General features: G+C 68.3%; 18 protein-coding genes. 6 read left to right on the top strand and 12 right to left on the bottom strand.

Annotation, left to right across the window (positions count from 1 at the left end; all coding sequences use genetic code 11):
- Positions 1 to 18 precede the first annotated feature (18 nt).
- From R4823_RS07135 to R4823_RS07115, 5 genes are read right to left on the bottom strand one after another with little or no spacing between them, the layout of a single operon-like run.
- Positions 19 to 738, bottom strand: a complete 720-nt coding sequence (locus R4823_RS07135; protein WP_338618105.1) for an ABC transporter ATP-binding protein — start codon at positions 736 to 738, stop codon at positions 19 to 21.
- Complete coding sequence (locus tag R4823_RS07130; RefSeq protein ID WP_279816112.1) at positions 735 to 1,475, bottom strand: ABC transporter ATP-binding protein; 741 nt, start codon at positions 1,473 to 1,475, stop codon at positions 735 to 737. The genes R4823_RS07135 and R4823_RS07130 overlap by 4 nt, the downstream gene beginning before the upstream one ends.
- Positions 1,472 to 2,470, bottom strand: coding sequence for a branched-chain amino acid ABC transporter permease (locus R4823_RS07125; RefSeq protein WP_338618101.1), 999 nt, complete (start codon positions 2,468 to 2,470; stop codon positions 1,472 to 1,474). The genes R4823_RS07130 and R4823_RS07125 overlap by 4 nt, the downstream gene beginning before the upstream one ends.
- Positions 2,467 to 3,330, bottom strand: a complete 864-nt coding sequence (locus tag R4823_RS07120) for a branched-chain amino acid ABC transporter permease (protein WP_279816115.1) — start codon at positions 3,328 to 3,330, stop codon at positions 2,467 to 2,469. The genes R4823_RS07125 and R4823_RS07120 overlap by 4 nt, the downstream gene beginning before the upstream one ends.
- Positions 3,331 to 3,341: 11 nt before the next feature.
- Positions 3,342 to 4,505, bottom strand: a complete 1,164-nt coding sequence (locus R4823_RS07115) for an ABC transporter substrate-binding protein (RefSeq protein ID WP_279816117.1) — start codon at positions 4,503 to 4,505, stop codon at positions 3,342 to 3,344.
- A 296-nt stretch (positions 4,506 to 4,801) separates the two neighbouring features.
- On the opposite strand from R4823_RS07115, the gene R4823_RS07110 reads away from it, so the two are divergent.
- From R4823_RS07110 to R4823_RS07095, 4 genes are read left to right on the top strand one after another with little or no spacing between them, the layout of a single operon-like run.
- The gene (locus R4823_RS07110) at positions 4,802 to 7,933 is read left to right on the top strand and encodes a response regulator (protein WP_338618098.1); all 3,132 of its coding nucleotides are present in this window, start codon (positions 4,802 to 4,804) and stop codon (positions 7,931 to 7,933) included.
- 20 nt (positions 7,934 to 7,953) lie between these two features.
- Positions 7,954 to 8,775: a CheR family methyltransferase gene (locus tag R4823_RS07105; RefSeq protein WP_087839946.1), complete on the top strand. Its 822-nt coding sequence runs from the start codon at positions 7,954 to 7,956 to the stop codon at positions 8,773 to 8,775.
- Between the two features lies 1 nt (position 8,776).
- Positions 8,777 to 9,391, top strand: a complete 615-nt coding sequence (locus tag R4823_RS07100) for a chemotaxis protein CheB (RefSeq protein WP_087839947.1) — start codon at positions 8,777 to 8,779, stop codon at positions 9,389 to 9,391.
- Between the two features lie 12 nt (positions 9,392 to 9,403).
- Positions 9,404 to 10,564 (top strand): hybrid sensor histidine kinase/response regulator, encoded by a 1,161-nt coding sequence (locus R4823_RS07095; protein WP_132979218.1) that lies wholly within the window; start codon positions 9,404 to 9,406, stop codon positions 10,562 to 10,564.
- On the opposite strand, the gene R4823_RS07090 is transcribed toward R4823_RS07095, so the two are convergent.
- The 3 genes from R4823_RS07090 to R4823_RS07080 form a co-directional block, all read right to left on the bottom strand.
- Entirely contained in the window at positions 10,552 to 12,888 is a 2,337-nt protein-coding gene (locus tag R4823_RS07090) for an ATP-dependent DNA helicase (protein ID WP_338618095.1), read from the bottom strand. The two genes, R4823_RS07095 and R4823_RS07090, sit on opposite strands and share 13 nt — an antisense overlap.
- 100 nt (positions 12,889 to 12,988) lie before the next feature.
- On the bottom strand, positions 12,989 to 14,179 hold the full coding sequence (locus R4823_RS07085; protein ID WP_087839950.1) for an acetylornithine transaminase: 1,191 nt from the start codon (positions 14,177 to 14,179) through the stop codon (positions 12,989 to 12,991).
- A gap of 68 nt (positions 14,180 to 14,247) precedes the next feature.
- Positions 14,248 to 15,294, bottom strand: a complete 1,047-nt coding sequence (locus R4823_RS07080; RefSeq protein WP_338618092.1) for a CDP-6-deoxy-delta-3,4-glucoseen reductase — start codon at positions 15,292 to 15,294, stop codon at positions 14,248 to 14,250.
- Positions 15,295 to 15,326: 32 nt separating this feature from the next.
- On the opposite strand from R4823_RS07080, the gene R4823_RS07075 reads away from it, so the two are divergent.
- The gene (locus R4823_RS07075; RefSeq protein WP_338618090.1) at positions 15,327 to 16,367 is read left to right on the top strand and encodes an SDR family NAD(P)-dependent oxidoreductase; all 1,041 of its coding nucleotides are present in this window, start codon (positions 15,327 to 15,329) and stop codon (positions 16,365 to 16,367) included.
- Here R4823_RS07075 and R4823_RS07070 read toward each other — a convergent pair.
- A complete protein-coding gene (locus R4823_RS07070) occupies positions 16,364 to 17,140 on the bottom strand; it encodes a LysR substrate-binding domain-containing protein (protein WP_338618089.1) in 777 nt (258 codons plus the stop codon). The genes R4823_RS07075 and R4823_RS07070 overlap by 4 nt on opposite strands.
- Before the next feature lie 10 nt (positions 17,141 to 17,150).
- Here R4823_RS07070 and R4823_RS07065 point away from each other — a divergent pair, with 10 nt between their 5' ends.
- Positions 17,151 to 17,612 (top strand): hypothetical protein, encoded by a 462-nt coding sequence (locus tag R4823_RS07065; RefSeq protein ID WP_338619133.1) that lies wholly within the window; start codon positions 17,151 to 17,153, stop codon positions 17,610 to 17,612.
- A gap of 67 nt (positions 17,613 to 17,679) precedes the next feature.
- Here R4823_RS07065 and R4823_RS07060 read toward each other — a convergent pair whose 3' ends face one another.
- The 3 genes from R4823_RS07060 to thpD all read right to left on the bottom strand — a co-directional run bounded on the left by R4823_RS07060 (position 17,680) and on the right by thpD (position 19,757).
- Positions 17,680 to 18,294, bottom strand: a complete 615-nt coding sequence (locus tag R4823_RS07060; RefSeq protein WP_087839955.1) for a LysE family translocator — start codon at positions 18,292 to 18,294, stop codon at positions 17,680 to 17,682.
- A gap of 16 nt (positions 18,295 to 18,310) precedes the next feature.
- Positions 18,311 to 18,676 carry an aspartate 1-decarboxylase gene (gene panD, locus R4823_RS07055; RefSeq protein ID WP_087783350.1) on the bottom strand — a complete coding sequence of 122 codons (366 nt, stop codon included), beginning with the start codon at positions 18,674 to 18,676 and terminating at the stop codon, positions 18,311 to 18,313.
- A gap of 148 nt (positions 18,677 to 18,824) precedes the next feature.
- On the bottom strand, positions 18,825 to 19,757 hold the full coding sequence (thpD, locus tag R4823_RS07050) for an ectoine hydroxylase (protein WP_087839956.1): 933 nt from the start codon (positions 19,755 to 19,757) through the stop codon (positions 18,825 to 18,827).
- Between the last annotated feature and the right edge of the window lie 21 nt (positions 19,758 to 19,778).

The raw sequence follows: 19,778 nt of genomic DNA, 5'->3' as shown, positions 1-19,778 counted from the left end.
AGGTTCGGGGCATGGCCGTCACGCGACGGCCATGCCCAGGTAACGATCGAGAATGTCGTCGCGGGTACGCAGTTGCACGCAGTCTCCCTGGTGGACCACGCTCCCGCGCTCCAGAATGACGCCCTGGCGGGCGAAGGCCAGGACCTCCTGCACCTGCTGCTCGACGATCAGCATGGTGGGCCCGCCCTGGGCCGCCAGCCGGCGGAAGGCTTCCAGCAGTTCCTGGCAGATCACGGGCGCCAGCCCCTCCAGCGGTTCGTCCAGCAGGAGCAGGCGCGGACGGCCAAGCAGCGCGCGGGCCACGGACAGCATCTGCTGTTCGCCGCCCGACAACTGGTTGCCCCGGTTGCGCCGCCGCTCGCGCAGTCGCGGGAATAGCGCGTAGGCCTGGTCGAGATCGCCGGCGGGAAAGCGCTTCAGGCCCGCCACCAGGTTTTCCTCCACCGACAGGGAAGGAAAGATGTCGCGGGTCTGCGGCACGTAGCCCAATCCCAGGCCGGCGCGTTCGTCCGGCCGGCAGCGCGTGATGTCGCGCCCCTCGAACAGGATGCGTCCCGCCTTGACCTGGGCCAGGCCCATGATGGCCTTCAGCGTGGTGGACTTGCCCACGCCGTTGCGGCCCAGCAGCGCGGTCAGGCTGCCCGCCTCCACGGCCATGCCCAGGCCGTTCAGCACCGTGACCGGGCCGTAGCCGGCCACCACGCCCTGCAGTTCCAGCAAGGGAGCGCCGGGGTTCATGCCTTCGCTCCCAGGTAGGCCGCCCGCACCTGGGGGTGGCGGCGGATCTCGTCCGGCGTGCCCTCGGCCATGATGCGTCCCTCGGCCAGCACGATGATGCGCTGCGCGAAACTGAAGACCAGGTCCATGTCGTGTTCGATCATCAGGATGGAAAGACTGCCGGGCAGCTCCTCCAGCGCCCGCAGCACGGTGCGCCCTTCCCCGCGCGGCACGCCGGCCATGGGTTCGTCCAGCATCAGCACCGAGGGCCGCAGCGCCAGGGCCAGCGCGATCTCCACCAGGCGCTGCTCGCCGTAGGCCAGGTCGCCGGGCGTCCGGCCCGCCGCCGGCTCCAGCGACAGGCGCTCCAGGATGGCCCAGGCCTCGTCGCGCACCTCGCGGTAGACGCTGGCAGGGCGCCACCACCGATGCGCCATGCCCTGCCGCGCATGGATGGCCATCTCGACCTGGTCCAGCACCGGCATGCGCGCGGGCAGCGTGGTGATCTGGAAAGTGCGGGCCAGACCGCAGCCCACTCGCCGGGCCTGCGGCAGGTGCGTCAGCCGCCGGCCCTCCAGCAGGACCTCGCCGCCGCTGGGCTTGAGCGCGCCCGAAATCAGGTTGACCAGCGTGGTCTTGCCCGCGCCGTTGGGGCCGATCAGGGCCACGCGTTCGCCGCGCGCCAGGTCAAAGGACACCGCGCGCGTCACGTGCAGGCCGCCGAAGGACTTGTCGAGCTTGCGTACGCTGAGCGTCATGCGGCCTCCTGCTTGCCGGCCCGCGCGCCATGGGCCCATGGCCGCGGCATCGCCCGGAACCAGGCCGCGAGGGATGCGCGCGGCGCCAGCACGATCGCCATCAGCAGGCCGCCGATGACGAACAGCCAGTGGTAGGGATTGATCGACGACGCCGTGTGATGCAGGACCATGAAGATCGCTGCGCCGACGAGCGCGCCGTACAAGCGTCCGGCCCCGCCCAGTATCAGCATGACGAGCGCCTCGGCCGACAGCGAGAAGCCGAAGCTGTCCAGCCCCACGATGCCGCTGATCTGCGCCGATACCGCGCCCGCCATGCCCGCGAACAGGCCGGCGACCACGTAGATCTTCCACAACTGAAGCCCGACCTGCGTGCCCAGCGCGGGCATGCGCGGGCGGCATTGGTGGATACCGCGCACCGACAGGCCGAAGGGGGAATCGACGATGCGCTTGACGAGGTAATAGCTGCCGACAAGCACCGCCAGCGCGTACAGATAGGCAACCTTGCCTTCCAGGTCGAACGGCGCGATACCCAGGACGGGATCGATGACGAAGCCCGAGAGCCCGTCGTCGCCGCCGGTCCATCCGCGCAGCTTGTTGGCCAGGCTGTGCAGGATCTGCGCGACGGCCACCGTCAGCATCAGGAAGGTGAACCCCTGGTAGCGCAGCACCAGGAGGCCCGAGACGGCAGCGGTCGCCGCGCCCGCCGCCGCGCCCGCCGCCAGCCCCAGCAACGGGTCGGCGCTCCAGCGCAGCGCGACGATGCCGGCCGCGTAGGCGCCCATGCCAAAGAAGGCTACGTGGCCCAGCGTGGCCAGCCCCGCGATACCCACCACCAGATCCAGCGACAGGACGAACAACGCCATCACGGCGATGCGCGCCAGCAGCGGCCACTGGTCGGGCAACAGCAGGCCGCACAGGCCGACGCCGGCGATGATGGCGCAATGCCGCAGCGGCGACGACGGCGCCAGCGCGCGCTCGATATCCGCACGGCTCATGCGGCCCTCCTGAGCAGCCCCTGGGGCCGCGCCGACAGCACGAGGATCATGGCGACGAAAAAGAACAGGCTGCCGTATTCCGAGGCCAGGTACTTGCTGGCCGTCTCGATCACGCCCAGCAGCAGCGCCGCGGCCAGCGTGCCGGCAATGCTGCCCATGCCGCCCACGGCCACGACCACCAGCACCAGGACCAGGTACTTGAGGGCATAGTAGGGTTCGAGCGGCATCAGTTCGGCGCCCAGCACGCCGCCCAGCGCCGCCAGCCCGCAGCCGGCGGCGAAGGTCAGTCCGCCGACCAGGCGTATGTTGATGCCCAGCGCGGCGGCCGCATCCTTGTTGTCGACCGCAGCCCGCAGCCAGACGCCGAAGCGCGAGCGCGAGACCACCAGGCCGCACAGCAGCGCCACCGCGGCTCCCATGGCGATGACCAACATGCGCTGCATGGGCAGCGTGCGCATGCCCAGGTCGACCGAGCCGGCCAGCCAGGGCGGCAGCGGAATCAGTTGTACCTGCGGCCCGAAGACGAGATTGGTGGCGGCCACGAACACGAAGGCCAGGCCGATGGTGAACAGGACCTGGTCGAGCTCCGACCGGCGATACAGGCGCCGCAGGACGACGGCTTCCAGCACCGCCCCCAGCGCCGCCGTCAGCGCGACCGCGGCGGCGACGCCCGCAGCGTAGCCCCAGGACTGGGTGCGCACCAGCCAGGCGGCCAGGTAGCCGCCGGTCATGGCGAAGGCGCCATGGGCGAGATTGATGAAGCGCATCAGCCCCAGGGTGATGGAAAGCCCCACGGAGATGATGAACAGCACCATGCCGTAGGAAATTCCGTCGATCAGGATGTTGGCGAGAATGTGCATGGAGGCTGCGCCTACTTCCTGAGCCCGAAGTCCGGCTGCGGTCCGAAGTTCTCGATTTCGCGGTTGACCAGTTGGCCGCCGCTGCGCTCGACCTTGCGCAGATAGACGTTCTGGGTCACGTGGCGCGTGGCCGGATCGATGGACACGGGTCCGCGCGGGCTTTCCCAGGACAGCTTGCGGGCCGCCTCGATCGCCGCCGCGCCGTCGCGCTTGCCGCCGGTGGCCTCGATCATCCTGTGGATGACGGCCATGCCGTCCCAGGCGCCCACCGACGCGTAGTTCGCGATCGCATCCTTGCTCTGCCCGCGCAGCGCCTCGATGAATTTACGGTTGGCGTCGGAGTCGTGCGCGGCCGAGTAATGGAATGCGGTGGTCAGGCCCAGCGCGGCGTCGCCGAACTTCTGCAGGTCGAATTCATCGGTCTCCGCCGATCCCAGGAAGTCGATGCCGGCCGCGCGCAGCCCGTTCTCGTTGTAGGCCTTCACGAACCCCAGGTTGGGAGGCCCGCCGGGCAGGAAGACATAGACGCCCTGCGCACCGCTGGCCTTGATCCGCTGCACGAAAGGAGCGAAGTCGGTGGTGCTGATGGGCATGCGGATGGACTCGACCACGGTGCCCCCGAGCCTGGCGAACTCGGTCTTGAAGGCCGTCTCGGCATCGACGCCGGGAGCGTAGTCAGTGACCGCGGTGACCATCTTGCGCTTGCCCTGCTTGTAGGCCCAGCGCGCGGCGGGAACGGTTACCTGCCAGAGGGTGTATGACGTACGGATGAAATAGGGCGACTTCTCGGTGATGTCGGAGGTCGCGGCGTTGAAGATGACCGTGGGCGTCTTCGACTGCGTGATGAGCGGCGCGACCGCCATCGCATTGGGCGTGAAGACGAAGCCCCCGAGGTAGTCCACCTTGTCCTTGACGACCAGTTCCTGCGCCAGCGCCTTCGTGCCGCTGGGATTGGGACCGCCGTTGTCACGGTAGAGCACCTGCACCTCGTGCCCGGCAAGCTTGCCTGCGTGGCTGGCCAGATAGGCCTCCACGCTGTCCTTGTAGAGCTTGCCGTAGTGGGCGAACGGGCCCGAGAACGGACCGATGACCCCCACCTTGATCGTCGCCGCCTGCGCCTGGGCGGCACAGGCCACCGCCGCGGCCGCGATGGCCCCGCCTATCAGCTTCCTCATGTCTCCTGCTCCTCGTCTCGTGGCGAATCTTTTGTGCAGTGAGGGCGATTCTGTGGCAAGAAAGTTGGTTAATCAACTAGTTGATTACCCTAACTTTCAGCTCGACCGTACGGGGCAGGCCCGCCGACGCGGAGGATCGCTCCGGGCGGCGCCGGTTTTGCACCTCGATTGATACCGATATATGCTTTTGCGCTTGCCGGCCGAGCCGCCCGCGAGCCACTCCCTCGGCCCCTTCCCTTTCGATGCCGGGCATGCGCCTATGCAGGCCTGCCCGACTCCCGCGCACGAAGACGCCCATGGCCCTGCCCCGCAACTTGTCGTCCTTCCATGTCTACCTGTTGACCGGCGCGATGGCCGCCCTGGTCTTCATCACGGACATCTTCACTCCCATCGGCTTCGTGGAGTGGATCCTCTATATCGCGCCGGTGACCGGCTGCCTGTTGTCCCGCGATCGCATGGCCCCCTACTTCGTGGCCATCGCCTGCACCATCCTGCTTGCCATCGGCTACGTCTGGTCGCCGACCAACGCCGAGCTGACGGCGATGGCGGCCATCAACCGGGTGATCGGGGCCATCACCCTGTTCGCGCTGGCGACGGTCGCCTCGCTGTACATCGACTCCGGCGCCAGGCTCCGGCGCATCGCCTGGATACAGGAAGGCAGGGTCAGGATGGCCACCGCGGTGCAGGGCGAGAACAGCGAAGCGGATTTCTCCACCGGCGTGCTGCGCGCGCTGGCGGACTATCTGGACGCGAAGGTGGGCGTGCTCTATTCCCTGGATGCCGGCAGGCTGCGCCGGGTCGCAGCCTGGGCGCTGCCCGAGGGCGAACGGGCGCCGGCCGAGATACCCATCGGCGACGGCGCCATCGGCCAGGCCGTGCTCGAGCGGCGGCCACTGGTCCTGCAGGGCCTTGCGTCCAGCCACCTGAAGATCGGCTCGGCGCTCGGCTCCACGGAACCGGCCGGCATCGTGGCGGCACCGCTGCTCGCGGACGGCGCCGTCGTCGGCGCCATCGAGCTCGGTTTCCTGGGAACGGATGGCGCCACGGCGGACGTCATCGACATGGTGCAGGCTGCCACGGAAGGCATAGGCGCCGGCCTCAGGGCGGCGCAGTACCGCACCCGCCTGGAGGCCCTCCTGGCCGAGACCAAGCGCCAGAGCGAAGAGCTGCAGGTCCAGCAGGAGGAACTCCGCGTTTCCAACGAGGAACTGGAAGAACGGAGCCGGGCGCTCATGGATTCCCAGTCCAGGCTGGAGACCCAGCAGGCCGAGCTCGAGCAGACCAACCGCCAGCTGGAGGAATACACCGACAGCCTCGAGCGGCAGAAGAACAATCTCATCGCCGCGCAACGCGCCCTGGCCGAGAACACCCGCGCGCTGGAACGGGCCAACCAATACAAGTCCGAATTCCTGGCGAATATGTCCCACGAGTTGCGCACGCCGCTCAACAGTTCGCTGATCCTTGCCAAGCTGCTGGCCGAGAACCGGCACGGCAACCTGACCGACGAGCAAATCCGCTACGCGCAGACCATCCACTCGTCCAACACCGACCTGTTGCTGCTGATCAACGACATCCTGGATCTGTCCAGGATAGAAGCGGGCCATATCGACATCCAGGCAGAGCCCGTCACCGTCGACAGCATTCTGGATGCGATGCGGCGGTCTTTCGAACCTGTCGCCGGCCAGAAGCAACTGCAATTCCGCGTCGAACGCGGCCAGCATGCCCCCGAAGTCCTCGTGACGGACAACCAGAGGCTGCAGCAGATCCTCAAGAATCTCCTGTCGAACGCCTTCAAGTTCACCGAGACGGGCAGCGTGACCCTGCGCGTGGCGCCGGCCGGCGAGGAGCAGGTGCGCTTCGACGTGGTGGATACCGGCATCGGCATCGCGCCGTCGCAGCAAGGCGTGATCTTCGAGGCGTTCCGCCAGGCTGACGGCACCACCAGCAGGAAATACGGCGGAAGCGGCCTGGGGCTGTCCATCTCGAAGGAGTTCGCGCAATTGCTGGGAGGCGACATCACCGTTTCCAGCGAGGTCGGCGCGGGCAGCACCTTCTCGCTCACGGTGGCGATCCATGCGCCGCAGGAAGCCGCCTCCCCGGCCGGGCCTCCTGCGCGGAACGCCGCGCCTGTCCAGCCGACGCCGCCCGCAGTACCCGACGTGCCCGCGCAGCGCGCCTCGCCCGCCGCCCCGGAAGCGCCCGCGACACCGCGCCAGGACGCCATGCCTGACGATCGCCAACAGCTCACGCGGACAGGCAGGCTGATCCTGGCCATCGAGGATGATCTCGCCTTTGCCCGGATACTGTACGACCTGGCCCATGAGCTGGATTTCGATTGCGTGCTGGCCATGACCGCGGTCGAAGGCATGGAACTGGCCCGCAAGCTCCAGCCCTGCGGCATCCTGCTGGACATGGGCCTGCCCGACGATTCCGGCCTGAGCGTCCTGGAACGCCTGAAGCGCGATCCGGCCACGCGGCACGTGCCGGTCCACGTGGTCTCTGTTTCCGACTACACCGAGACAGCCCTGCAACTGGGCGCCATCGGCTACACCCTCAAGCCGTCGGCGCGCGAACAGCTGGCCGGCGCGATCCAATCGCTGGAAGCCCGGCTCAGGCAGCGCTTGCGCCGTATCCTCGTGATCGAGGACGACGCGGCGCTGCGCGGCAACATACAGCTGCTGCTGCAATCCCCCGGACTCGAACAGACGGGCGTCGGCACCATGGCCGACGCGCTGGAGCAATTGCGCACCAGGAGCTTCGATTGCGTCATCATGGACCTCGCGCTGCCCGACGGCTCGGGGTACGACCTGCTCGAGAAAATGGCCGGCGACGGTCCCTACGCCTTCCCGCCCGTCATCGTCTACACTGGACGCTCGCTGACCACCGACGAAGAGCAGCGGCTGCGCCGCTACTCGAAGTCCATCATCATCAAGGGCGCCCGGTCGCCGGAGCGCCTGCTGGACGAAGTCACGCTGTTCCTGCACAGCGTCGAGTCGGACCTGCCGCCGGAGCAGCAGCGCATGCTGAAGGAAGCACGCAGCCGCGACTCCGCGTTCGAGGGGCGGCGCATCCTCCTGGCCGAGGACGACATCCGCAACATCTTCGCGCTGTCGCAGGTCATCGAACCGCTCGGCGCCCAGATGGAAATCGCCCGCAATGGCCGCGAAGCGCTGGAAGCCCTGGCCCGCTCGAGCGACATCGACCTCGTGCTGATGGACATCATGATGCCCGAGATGGACGGATTGACCGCCATCCGCGAAATCCGCGGCCGCCCGCAGTTCGCCAAGCTGCCCATCATCGCGCTCACGGCCAAGGCCATGCCCGCCGACCGCCAGCGCTGCCTTGACGCGGGCGCGAGCGACTACATCTCGAAGCCGCTGGACGTCGACAAACTGCTCTCGCTATGCCGGGTATGGCTGCCTCAATAGGAAAGGACCAGGGAGCCCTCATGCCCACGGACAAGGATTTCGACCTGGAACTCGGCCTGCTGCTGGAAGCCATCTATCTCAAGTACCAGTACGACTTCCGCGACTACTCGCCCACTTCGCTGCGCCGGCGCATCGCGCAGGCGCTCCCCGCGTTCGACTGCAGGACGCTGTCCCAGTTGCAGGACCGCATCCTGCACGAACCCGAGGCGTTCCCCAGGCTGATGCAGTACCTGACCATCCAGGTCAGCGAGATGTTCAGGGATCCCGGCTATTTCAGGGCGCTGCGCGAGCACGTCGTGCCGGTGCTGAGAACCTACCCATCCATCAAGATCTGGGTGGCCGGCTGCAGCACCGGGGAGGAACTGTGGTCGCTGGCCATCCTGATGGAGGAGGAAGGACTGGGCGACCGCACGCTGTTCTATGCGACGGACATCCACCAGCAAGCCCTGCGCGCCGCGGAGGCCGCGATCTACCCCACCGAACGTATCGGCGAGTTCAGCCGCAACTACCTGGCCTCCGGGGGCAAGCGCTCCCTGTCGGACTACTACCATGCCGCGTACGGAGCGGCGTCGTTCGCCCGCTCGCTCAAGCCGCAGGTGGTCTTCGCCAACCACAGCCTCGCGACGGACAGCGTGTTTTCCGAGGTGCACCTGGTGTCCTGCCGCAACGTGCTCATCTATTTCAACCGCACGCTGCAGGACCGGGCCCTGGGCCTGTTCCGCGACGCGCTCGTGCGGCGGGGATTCCTGGGACTGGGCAGCAAGGAGAACATCCGGTTCACCGCCGCCAGCGAGGCATTCGAAGACTTCGTCCCGGCCGAGAAGATCTATCGGAAACAATGACATGGACACGGCGCCCTTCCCGTCGCACCTGGAGGCCATAGCCATCGGCGCTTCCACCGGCGGCATCGAGGCATTGAGCGAACTGCTTCCGGCGCTGCGCGACGGCCTGCCGGCCACGGTTGCCGTGGTCCTGCACATCGCCCCCGCCCAGCGCAGCATGCTGGCCGCCCTGTTCGCCGGCCGCTGCGCGCTGCCCGTGGTGGAGGCGGACGACAAACAGCCCGCCGAGGCGGGACATGTCTATTTCGCGCCGCCCGACTATCATCTGCAGGCCGAAGGCGACCGGACGTGGTCGCTCACGCAGGACGAACCGGTCAATCATTCCCGGCCGTCGATCGACGTGCTGTTCGAGACCGCTGCCGACGTCTACGGCCGCGGCCTGCTCGGCATCGTCCTGAGCGGCAACAGCAGCGACGGCACGGCCGGCTTGCTCGCCATCCGCCGCGCGGGCGGCATCACCTGGGCGCAGGACCCGGATACGGCGCCCGCTCCCATCATGCCACGCAGCGCCATCGAGGCCGGCGCGGCCGACGCCGTATTGCCACTGGCGGCCATGGCGGCCGCCCTGCGCAAGCTCGGCACGGCCCGGGGCGGCGCGCCGGCGGACCAGATCTAGAAGGAAAAACGCATGCCACGCTCAGTGAAGATTCTCGTGGTGGACGACATCGAGGAAAACATCGTCGCGCTGGAGGCGCTCGTGCAGCGTCCCGACGTGGAGCTGCTGCGGGCCAATTCGGGGCCGGAGGCGCTGGAGCTGCTGCTCGGACACGACGTCGCCCTGGCACTGCTCGACGTGCACATGCCGGGCATGGACGGCTTCGAACTCGCGGAGCTGATGCGCGGCAGTCCCCGTACCCGCCACGTCCCCATCATTTTCCTGACCGCCGCCGACCGCAGCACCCATCGGACGTTCCGAGGCTACGAAGCCGGCGCGGTGGATTTCCTCTACAAACCCCTCGACCCCCACATACTCCGCAGCAAGATCGACGTCTTCATACAGTTGCAACACCAGCGCCTGCAACTGGCCGAACAGCTCGACACACTGACGCAGTTGCTGCGCACCAACGAAATGTTCGTCGCCGTATTGGGCCACGACCTGCGCAACCCGCTGTCGGCCATCGTCAACATCTCGGAAGTCCTGGTCCAGACCGCCACGGACGACCGCACGCGGGACTGGGCGGGCCGCATCCGGAACAGCGGGACCCGGATGTCGCGCATGGTGGACCAGATGTTGGACCTCGCGCACATGCGCACGGGAACGCTCACCCTGGCCATCGGACACGAGCCGGTCGATCTCGCCGGTCTGTGCCGTGGCATCGTGCAGGAACTGGACCCGCTGGACGACCGGCGCGCGATCCGGCTGGAGTGCTCCGGCGACACGCACGGGCATTGGGACCAGGACCGCCTGCAACAGGTTTTTTCCAACCTGCTCGGCAACGCGCTGCAGCACGGCATACCGGGAGAGCCGGTGTCCATCAGCATAGACGGAACGAATGACGGCTCCGTCACGGTCAAGGTGGCCAATTCTGGCTCGCTCGACCCCGACGTCCGCACCCGGCTGTTCCAACCCTTCGCCACCACGGCGGGCCGGTCGCGGCCCTCCGGCGGGCTCGGGCTGGGCCTCTACATCGTCAAGGAACTGGTAGCCATCCACCAGGGCCGGTTGACGGTGAATTGCGACACCGAGGGGCTGACGGTCTTCGAAGTCGTCCTGCCGCGCCGATCCGGAACCGCCGGCGAAAACAAGGTCCCGGCCTCGCTGGCCGCGCCCTTGGCTCACCGCCGCTGAAGGGGCTCGTCCGCCCCGGGCCCCACCCGCCACCAGGCGGGAAAGAGCTGCCGCACCTCGGGCCGCCCGTACCGATCATCGATCAGCACCAGCACGCCTTCGTCGTGCTCGGTCCGTATCACCCGTCCGGCGGCCTGCACCACCTTGCGCAGGCCCGGATACAGGTAGGTGTAGTCATATCCCCGGCCGAAGCGGGCTTGCATGACGTCCCGCATGCGTTCGTTGACGGGATTGACCTGCGGCATCCCCAGGGTGGCGATGAACACGCCGATCAGCCGCGAACCCGGCAGGTCCACGCCTTCGGCGAAGGCGCCCCCCAGCACGGCAAAGCCCAGCCCCTGTCCGCCTTCGACGAAACGGGCCAGAAAGCCGGCGCGGCCGGCCTCGTCCATGTCCGGCGTCTGCACCCAGATGGGCCACTGCCCGCCATGCTCGCGTACGCCCTCGGCCAGGCGCCGCACGTAGTCGAAGCTGCTGGCGAACACCAGGTAGTTGCCGGGCCTGGCCGCGTATTGGCGCACGATCAGGCCGGCGATGGCCGGCACCGAGCGCTCGCGATCGCGGAAACGCGTGGAGATGTGTCCGGCGATCCGCACCGACAACTGCGTGGGCCTGAACGGCGCCCGCACCTCCATCCAGCCCGTGGACGCCGGCAGGCCCAGCGTATCGCGATAGAAGCCGGATGGCGCCAGCGTGCCCGAGAACAGCAAGGTGGCGTGCGCCGCCGCATGGCGGGGCGCGAGAAAGGACGCCGGCACCACGTTGCGCAGGCATAGCGTGGAAACCGGGCGGCGCCCGGGTGCAAGCGTCACGTCGAACAGGGAATGGGAGCCGAACTGCTCCGCCAGGCGGATGAAGTGCAGCGCATCGAAGTAGAAGCGCTGCAACGCCGGCGCCATTCCCACGGGCGTCTCGGCCAGGCGGTCGGTAATCGATGCCGTCGCTTGCTGCAACGAGGCCAGCCACGCGGCCGGCACGGCCGGATGGCATTGATAGGGAGCCGTCTGCAGGCGGTTCCATGCGCTCCACTGCCGGCGCACGGCATTCAGCGGGCGGCGCAGCGCGGGAGGCGCGGCGGCGAGCGCGGCCTGGAACGCGGACTGGTCGACGCACGCGCTGTACATGCCGCGCGCCCGCTCCACCAGGTTGTGGGCTTCGTCCACCAGTACGGCCACCCGCCAGCCCTGGGTAACCGTCAGCGCGTACAACAGTCCGTTGCCATCGTAGTAGTAGTTGTAGTCGCCCACCACGACGTCGCTCCAGCGCGCGAGTTCCTGTGCCAGGAAATAGGGACATAGACCATGGGACAGCGCGATCTCCCGCACGCGCGGCCGATCCCAGCGGCCTGCGGCCGCGACCGCGTCGGCGCGCGCCGCGGCCAGGCGATCATAGAAGCCACGGGCCAATGGGCAGTCGTCGGGATGGCACGCGCGGCCTGGATGCTCGCAAGCCTTGTCGCGCGCCACCAGCTCCAGCGTGCGCAGCGGAAGCCTGCCTGCGGCGCCCGCGGCCAGCCGGTCGATCGCGTCGAGGGCCAGCGCGCGGCCGGAGCTCTTGGCGGTCAGGAAGAAGATCTTGTCCAGGCGTTGCGCCGCGCAGGCTTTCAGCGTGGGAAAAAGCGTGCCCAGCGTCTTGCCTATGCCGGTGGGCGCCTGCGCCATGAGGCACAGGCCGTCGCGTGCCGTCCGGAAGGCGGCCACCGCCAGTTCGCGCTGGCCGGTGCGCAAGCTGGCGTACGGGAACGCCAGCGACGCCAGGGCGCTGTCACGGTCCTGGCGATGCGACCGTTCGGCCAGCGCCCATGCCAGGAAACGTTCGCATTGTTCGTTGAAGAAGGCCTTGAGCTCGGCGGCGGAAAGCCGTTCCGTCAACACCGTCTCGCGCCGGCTGGCGACGTCGAGGTAGACCAGGGCCAGTTCCAGTTCCGTCAATCCCCGCTCGCGGCACAGCAAGTGCCCATACATCCGGACTTGTGCCCAATGCAGGGCGCGGCGGTGTCCGGGCAGCGCATCGAGCCGGCCACGGTGCGTCTTGATTTCCTCGAGCCGGTTCGCCGCGCGATCATAGCCGTCCGCGCGGCCCCGGACGCGCAGCACGCCGTAGTCCCCCGACAGCGCGATCTCGGCTTCGTAGCCGTCTCCACGCCGTCCCGCGACCAGGACGTGTCCCGCCTGGCCCTCCTGGGCGGTCGGCGCGGGCGTGTAGCGCAGGTCGAGATCCCCCTGGCGCGCGGTGAACTCGCACAGGGTGCGCACGGCCACGACGTACGCGGGCGACGGGAGCTCGTCCCGCACCGGGGCGGTCCCGAACGACTGTATATCCATACAGTAATCATAGCAGCCCGCCCGCCGCCGGCGGCGCATGCAAAAAGCCCCTCGTCCGTGGGACGAGGGGCTTCGGGTCCGGCCGGTGCCGGGCGCCGGCCTACTTGCGCATCGACGCGATGATGCCGTCGAGCTGCTCGAGCATCTGGTCGATCTCGTCCGTGGATACGTTCAGCGCGGGCATGAAACGCAGCAGGTTGCCGCGCGGCGCATTTAGCAGCAGGCCATTGGGCTCGAGCGTGCGTGCGCGCTCGACGATGGCCGGGCCGTCCTCGCGGTCCATGACCAGCGCCCGCAGCAGGCCGTTGCCGCGTTCGCCGGGCATGCCCCACTTGGCGGCCAGCTTCACCAGGCCTTGCGACAGGTACTGGCCGCGCTCGCGCACGCCTTCCATGAAGCCGGGCGCGGCCAGCGCGTCGAACACCGCCACGCCGATGGCCGTCATGAGCGGGTTGCCGTTGTAGGTGCCCCCCTGGTCGCCGTGCTTGAACACGCAGACCTCCTCGCGCGCCAGCATCGCCGCCAGCGGTGCGCCCCCGCCTATGCCCTTGCCCAGCGTCATGATGTCGGGGCGCACCCCGGCCTGCTCGTAGGCGAACATCGTGCCCGTACGGCCCATGCCGGTCTGCACTTCGTCCACGATCAGCAGCAGCTTGCGCGCGTCGGCCAGCTTGCGCAGGCTTTGCATGAATTCGGTCGTCGCGGGAATGACGCCCCCCTCGCCCTGCACCGGCTCCAGCATGATGGCCACGGTCTGGTCGTCGATCAGCGCCTCGACCGATGCCAGGTCGTTCAGCTCAGCCTTGGGGAAACCGTCGACCTGGGGCGCGAAGATCGTGCTCCAGCCCGGCTTGCCCGAGGCCGACATGGTCGCCAGCGTGCGGCCATGGAAGCTGTGGTTGAAGGTGATGATCTTGAAGGCGCCCTGCTTGTGGACCTGCCCCCACTTGCGCGCGAGCTTGATCGCGCCCTCGTTGGCCTCGGCGCCGCTGTTGGCGAAGAACACGCGGTCGAAGCACGAAGCCTGGGTCAGGCGCGTGGCCAGTTCGATCGACGGCAGGTTGTAGAAGGCCGGCGACGGGTTCAGCAGCTGGCGCGACTGGGTCTCCACGGCCTTGACGATTTCCGGCGGGCAATGCCCCAGGCAATTGACCGCCCAGCCCTGGATGAAGTCGAGATAGCGCTTGCCTGCATGGTCTTCCAGCCACGACCCCTGCCCTCGGACGAACACGAGGTCCGGGCGCTGCGTGATCTCCATGAGGGCGTTGACGTTGAACTGGCCGAATTCCATGACTCAAACTCCTTGCGTGCCCGAGGGCGAAAAATGGAAAACCCGCCGACGCGGCGGGTCGATAAACATTACACCGTGTTGCGGGCGATGTCTGCCTCGGACGTGAAAGAGTCCGCATAAAACTCGTCATCGGGCAGTCCGCACTGTTGTACAAAGTCCCTATGCGCCGATTCGACCATGACGGGCGCGCCGCAGGCGTACACCTGATGGCCGGAAAGATCCGGCAGGTCGTCCATCACCGCCTGGTGCACGAAGCCCGTGCGGCCGGTCCAGGCATCCTCGGGCAGCGCGTCCGACACCACCGGCACGTACCGGAAATCCGGGCGGGCCGCGGCCCACTCCCGGGCCACCTCGTCCATGTACAGGTCGCGCGGGCGGCGGCCGCCCCAATACAGATGGACCGGACGGCGGATGTCCTTGTGGATCATGTGCTCGACCATGGCCTTGATCGGCGCGAAGCCGGTGCCGCTGGCCAGCATGACGATGGGCTTGTGGCTGTCCTCGCGCAGGAAGAACGAACCGAACGGGCCCTCGAAGCGCAGGATGTCGCGTTCCTTCAGCTGGGTCGCGCCCGCGCCGAACACGTGGTCGGTGAAGGCGCCGCCGGGCAGGTGGCGGATGTGCAGCACCAGCCCGCCTTCCTCGTGGGGTGCGTTCGCCATGGAATACGAACGGCGCCGGCCGTCCTTCATGATGATCTCGACGTATTGCCCGGCGTTGAAGCGCAGTTGCTCGGTGGCCGGCAATTGCAGGCGCACGATCCGCACGTCCGGCGCCGCCTCGGCCAGCCCCTGGACGCGGCAAGGCATCTTGCGGATGGGGATGTCGGCGATGCCAATGACTTCGCGCGCCTCGATGGTGAGATCGGTCAGCGGGCGCGCCACGCAGAACAGGGTCAGGCCCAGCTCGGCCTCTTCGGGCGTCAGCGTCTGGGCCTGGTGGGGTCCGAGCTCGATCTCGCCCGCGACCAGCTTGCCCTTGCACGACGAACATGCCCCATTCTTGCAGCTATAGGGCAACATTACGCCTGCCTGCAGCGCCGCATCGAGCACGGTCTGGCCATGTTCGACCGTGAACCGATGACCGCTGGGCAGAACGGTGACCTGATGACTCATCACCTGGATCCTATGAAAACGGTGGAAATACGATGAACATCCCGCAGCCTGCGCATGCCGCGCGCCTGGGTCGCCCGCGCCTGCTGATCGTCGGCTGCGGCGACACGGGCATGCACGTCCTGGAGCGGCTGGCGGGCCGCAGAAGGGTCTTCGCGCTGACGTCCAGCCCGCAGCGGCTGCCCGAGCTGCGCGCCGCGGGCGCCATCCCGCTGCTGGGCAACCTGGACTGCCCGCGGCAACTGGCCCGCCTGCGCGGTCTGGCAGCCGACGTCCTGATGCTGGCCCCCCCGCCCGGACAGGGCGAAGGCGATCCTCGCTCCCGCAGGCTGGCGGCCGTCCTGCGGCGGCCGGCCCCGAAAGCGCGCGTCCGGCCGGCTGCGATGGGCCCCGGCCCACGGCAAATCCGGCATCCCGCCATTGTAGCCAAACCACGCCGCGGCGCCCTGGCCACCGGGGCGCTCACGGTGGTCTACGCCAGCACCACCGGCGTCTATGGCGACGCCCGGGGCCGCCGGCTGCCAGAAACCGCGCCCGTGCACCCCGCGTCCCCCCGCAGCCGGCGCCGGGTGGACGCCGAGGCCGCCTGGCGTACGCCCGGCCCGGCCCGGGCTCGCCGGGCGCGCCTGGGCCTGGCTCCCTGGCGCGCCGTCGTGCTGCGCATTCCCGGCATCTACGGGCGCTACCGCCTGCCGCTGGAGCGGCTGCGCGCCGGCCTGCCGCGCCTGGCCCCCGGCGAGGACGTTTACACCAACCATATCGAAATCGGCGACCTGGCCCGAACCCTGGAGGCCGCCCTGTATCGCGGACGGCCGCAGCGCATCGTCCATGCCGCGGACGGCCAGGACCTGAAGATGGGCGACTACTTCGATGCCATCGCCGACGCCGCCGGCCTGCCTCGCCCGCCCAGCCTGCCGGCGGCCGGCGTCCGCGCCGCGGTCAGCCCGGCGATGTGGTCCTTCATGCAGGAGTCACGGCGGCTGGACAACCGCCGCCTGGTGACCGAGCTGCGCGTGCGCCTGCGTCATCCCACCGTCCGGCATGCACTGGACGCGTGGTATCGGCCCGCCGGCTAGGCCCGGATGCGGGCCTCGTGCGCCTGCCCCTCGGCCTGCAGCCAGGCGCGCAACGTCGCGATGGCCGGATCGGCCGACCGCTGTTTGTCGTGCACGAAGAAATAATCGTCGGCCGGCGCCAGCACCTCGGGAAACAGCGCCACCAGCCGTCCGGCCTCCAGTTCCTCCTGCATCAGGTAGCGGGGCCCCATCACGACACCCAGTCCATCGAGCGCGGCTTCGACCGCCAGATAGGTATGGTCGAAGCCCAGGCTTGCCCGCGGCTGCAGATGCGGCACGCCGGCCACCGCCAGCCAGCGCTGCCAGTCGTCGGGCCGCATGTCGGCCGTCAGCCAGGTTTCCCGCTCCAGCGAGTCGATCGAGGCGGGCCGGCGCCTGACCGGTCCGGCCCGCAGCGGCGTCACCGCCTCTTTCATGAAAGGTGTCTCGACCAGGTGCGGCTCGCCGCTGCGGCCGCGCCGGATCGCCGCATCGACCCCGCCCGGCAGCGCGTGCGCGCGATCGCGCCGGTTGTTCAGCTGGATCTGGATGTCGGGATACTGGCGCAGGAACCCGGTCAGCCTGGGCACGAGCCAATGCAGGGTCATGGTGGGCGGCGCGCTGATCACCAGCTTGCGGCCGGCCTCGGGACGGGCGCGCTCCACCGCGCCCGCCATGCGGTCGAACGCGTCTCGCAGTTCGCCCGCCAGCACCCGCCCTGCCACGGTGGGCTCGAGCCGGCGTCCGCGCCGGTCGAACAGCGCCGCACCCAGCCAGCGCTCGAGATTCAGCACCTGCTTGCTGATGGCGCCGTGCGATACGCACAGTTCCTCGGCGGCGCGCGACTATTCGATGCAGTACGTCGTGGCCGTGGCGCTGCTCACGGGGCGCCTCGACCACCATGATTATGACGACGCCACCGCTGCCGACCCCCGCATCGACCGCCTGCGCGCGCTGACCCACCTGGCCGAGGATCCGGCCTATACCCGGGAGCACCACGATCCGGCCGTTCGAAGTTGCGCCAATGCCGTGCGGGTGACACTGGACGACGGTACGGCGTCGCCCTGGATCGAGACGCGGTTTCCCGCAGGCGACCCGTCGCGTCGCGATCAGGCCCTCCCGCTGCTGGCTGACAAATTCCACGCGCTTTCAGCCCGCCGATGGCCCGACGGACGCGGTCGCGACCTATGGATACGGCTGAACGACGCCGCCAGCGCCGCGAACTGGCCTGCCGACGAGTTCCTGTCATCGCTCACACGCCTCTGACTGCCAGGCTTCATGCCGGCGAGGCATCCCGCAGCCATGGCCCGGAGCATGCGTGGCCGCAGGCTGCCTATTCCCACACGATGCGTACCGCCAGGAACAGGAAAATCAGGCCCGCCAGCCGGTCCAGCCATACGCCGACCTGCGGCCGGCGCCTGAGCAACTGCCCCAGCAGGCCGGCGAACCAGGCGATCAGGCAGAACACGACCGCCGCCTGGACCATGAAGATCACTCCCAGCCACAGCATCTGCCAGTCGGGATGCCCGACCCAGGGATTGACGAACTGGGGCAGGAAGACCAGGAAGAACAGCGTGACCTTGGGATTCAGCATGTTGGCCAGCACGCTCTGGCCGAAGATGCGCGCCAAGCCGAGCGGCGGCGGGCCGCCCGTGGGCGAGAAGCCGCCTCGGCTGCGCAGTACCTGCACCGCCAGCCACATCAGGTAGGCGGCGCCAGCCAGGCGGATCGCGTCGAACGCCATGGGCGACGCCCGGAGCAGCGCCGCCACGCCCAGTACGGCCAAGGTGGTGTGGAACAGGCAGCCCGAGGCGAAGCCCAGCGCGGCCGCGATGCCGGCGGCGCGGCCCTGGCTGAGGGAACGGGCAAGTACCTGGAGGTTGTCCGGGCCGGGCGCGATGGTCACGCCCACCGACAGGGAAAGAAAGAGCAGCAGATCGGCCTGCATCGGCGCACCGGCAGGCTCAGGACTTCCGGATCACTTCTTTGATGCGGTTGTTCTCGTCGACCAGGACCACGATGGGCTTGTGCTCGGCCGCTTCCTCGTCCGTCATCGGGCCGTAGGTGCAGATGATCATCAGGTCGCCCACGTGGGCGCGCCGGGCGGCCGCGCCGTTCAGCGAGATCTCCCCGCTGCCGCGCTTGCCCTTGATGATGTAGGTGGAGAAGCGCTCGCCGTTGTTGATGTTGTAGAGCTCGATGCGCTCGTACTCTTTCATGCCGGCGGCATCGAGGAAATCCTCATCGATTCCGCACGAGCCTTCATAGTTCAGATCGGCCTGAGTCACCGCGACACGGTGAATCTTGGCGCGAAGCATGATGCGTTGCATAACTCGGGTGTCCTAGGAAGCGGCCGCAAACGGCCAGGTGCGTTTATACCCGATCCCGGCCGGACCGCACCAATGGCGGCCTGGCGCCGCCTCCAGCGGCAAAGGGCGCCCGCAGGCGCCCTTTGCCGGCCGGACCGACGGCGCGCCGTCAGACCGATCGCAGGTAGCCGGGCTCCACCGCCTGGATGGGCGCGAAGCTTTCGCGCGTGGCGATGAACTCCGGCCGCGGATTCAGGCCGTACCTGGGGGGGTTCAGGGTATTTTCCACGCTGTTATACACCATGAACACGTTCGATCGCGGATAGGGCGAGATGTTGCTGTTCGAGCCGTGCATGATGTTGCAGTCGAAGAACACGACCGAACCGGCGGGCGCCGACAACACGTCGATGCCGCCCTGGTCGACCAGCAATTGCAGACTGACGGGGTCGGGCACGCCGTACTCCTGCTTCTTCAGCGACTGCTTGTAGTGGTCCTGCGGCGTCTCGCCCACGCACGAGACGAATTGGCGGTGCGAACCGGGCACCACCATCAGCGGCCCGTTGCTGGCGTCGTTGTCGGTCAGCAGCACCGAGCAGCTCAGCGCCCGCATGGCCGGCATGCCATCCTCGACGTGCCAGGTCTCGAAGTCCGAGTGCCAGTAGAACTCCTTGCCCTTGAAACCCGGTTTCATGTTGGCGCGCGACTGGTGGATGTAGACATCGGAACCCAGGATCTGCCTGGCGATGCCGACCAATCGCATGTCCTGCGACATCCGGCCGAGCAGCTTGCTCAGCTTGTGCACCATGAACACCGACCGGACGACGTCGGTGCCCTTCTCGGTAATGGCTTCTTCACGGCGGCGGATGGCGGGGTCGCGCACCAGCCGCTCGACCTCGCGCTTGAGCGCCTGGGTCTCTTGCGCGGAGAAGAAATTCTTCAGCAGGATATAGCCGTTGCGCTCGTAGCCGCCCAGTTGCTCGGCGTCCAGGCCGGTACCCGGCTCCACCTTGGCGCTGCCGTACACCACGGGGTCGCGCCGCTGCACGATGCCGGCGGCGCGGTCGGCGCGCGAGGAATAGATATCGCGTGCGGGAGTAATCATGGTTGTCCTCCTATTCTCATG

The organism is Pigmentiphaga sp. CHJ604 (assembly GCF_036972535.1).
In the GTDB taxonomy this organism is placed as follows: domain Bacteria; phylum Pseudomonadota; class Gammaproteobacteria; order Burkholderiales; family Burkholderiaceae_B; genus Pigmentiphaga; species Pigmentiphaga daeguensis.
The sequence above is the reverse complement of the archived record's forward strand: the minus strand, read 5'-3'. Positions and strand labels throughout refer to the sequence as shown.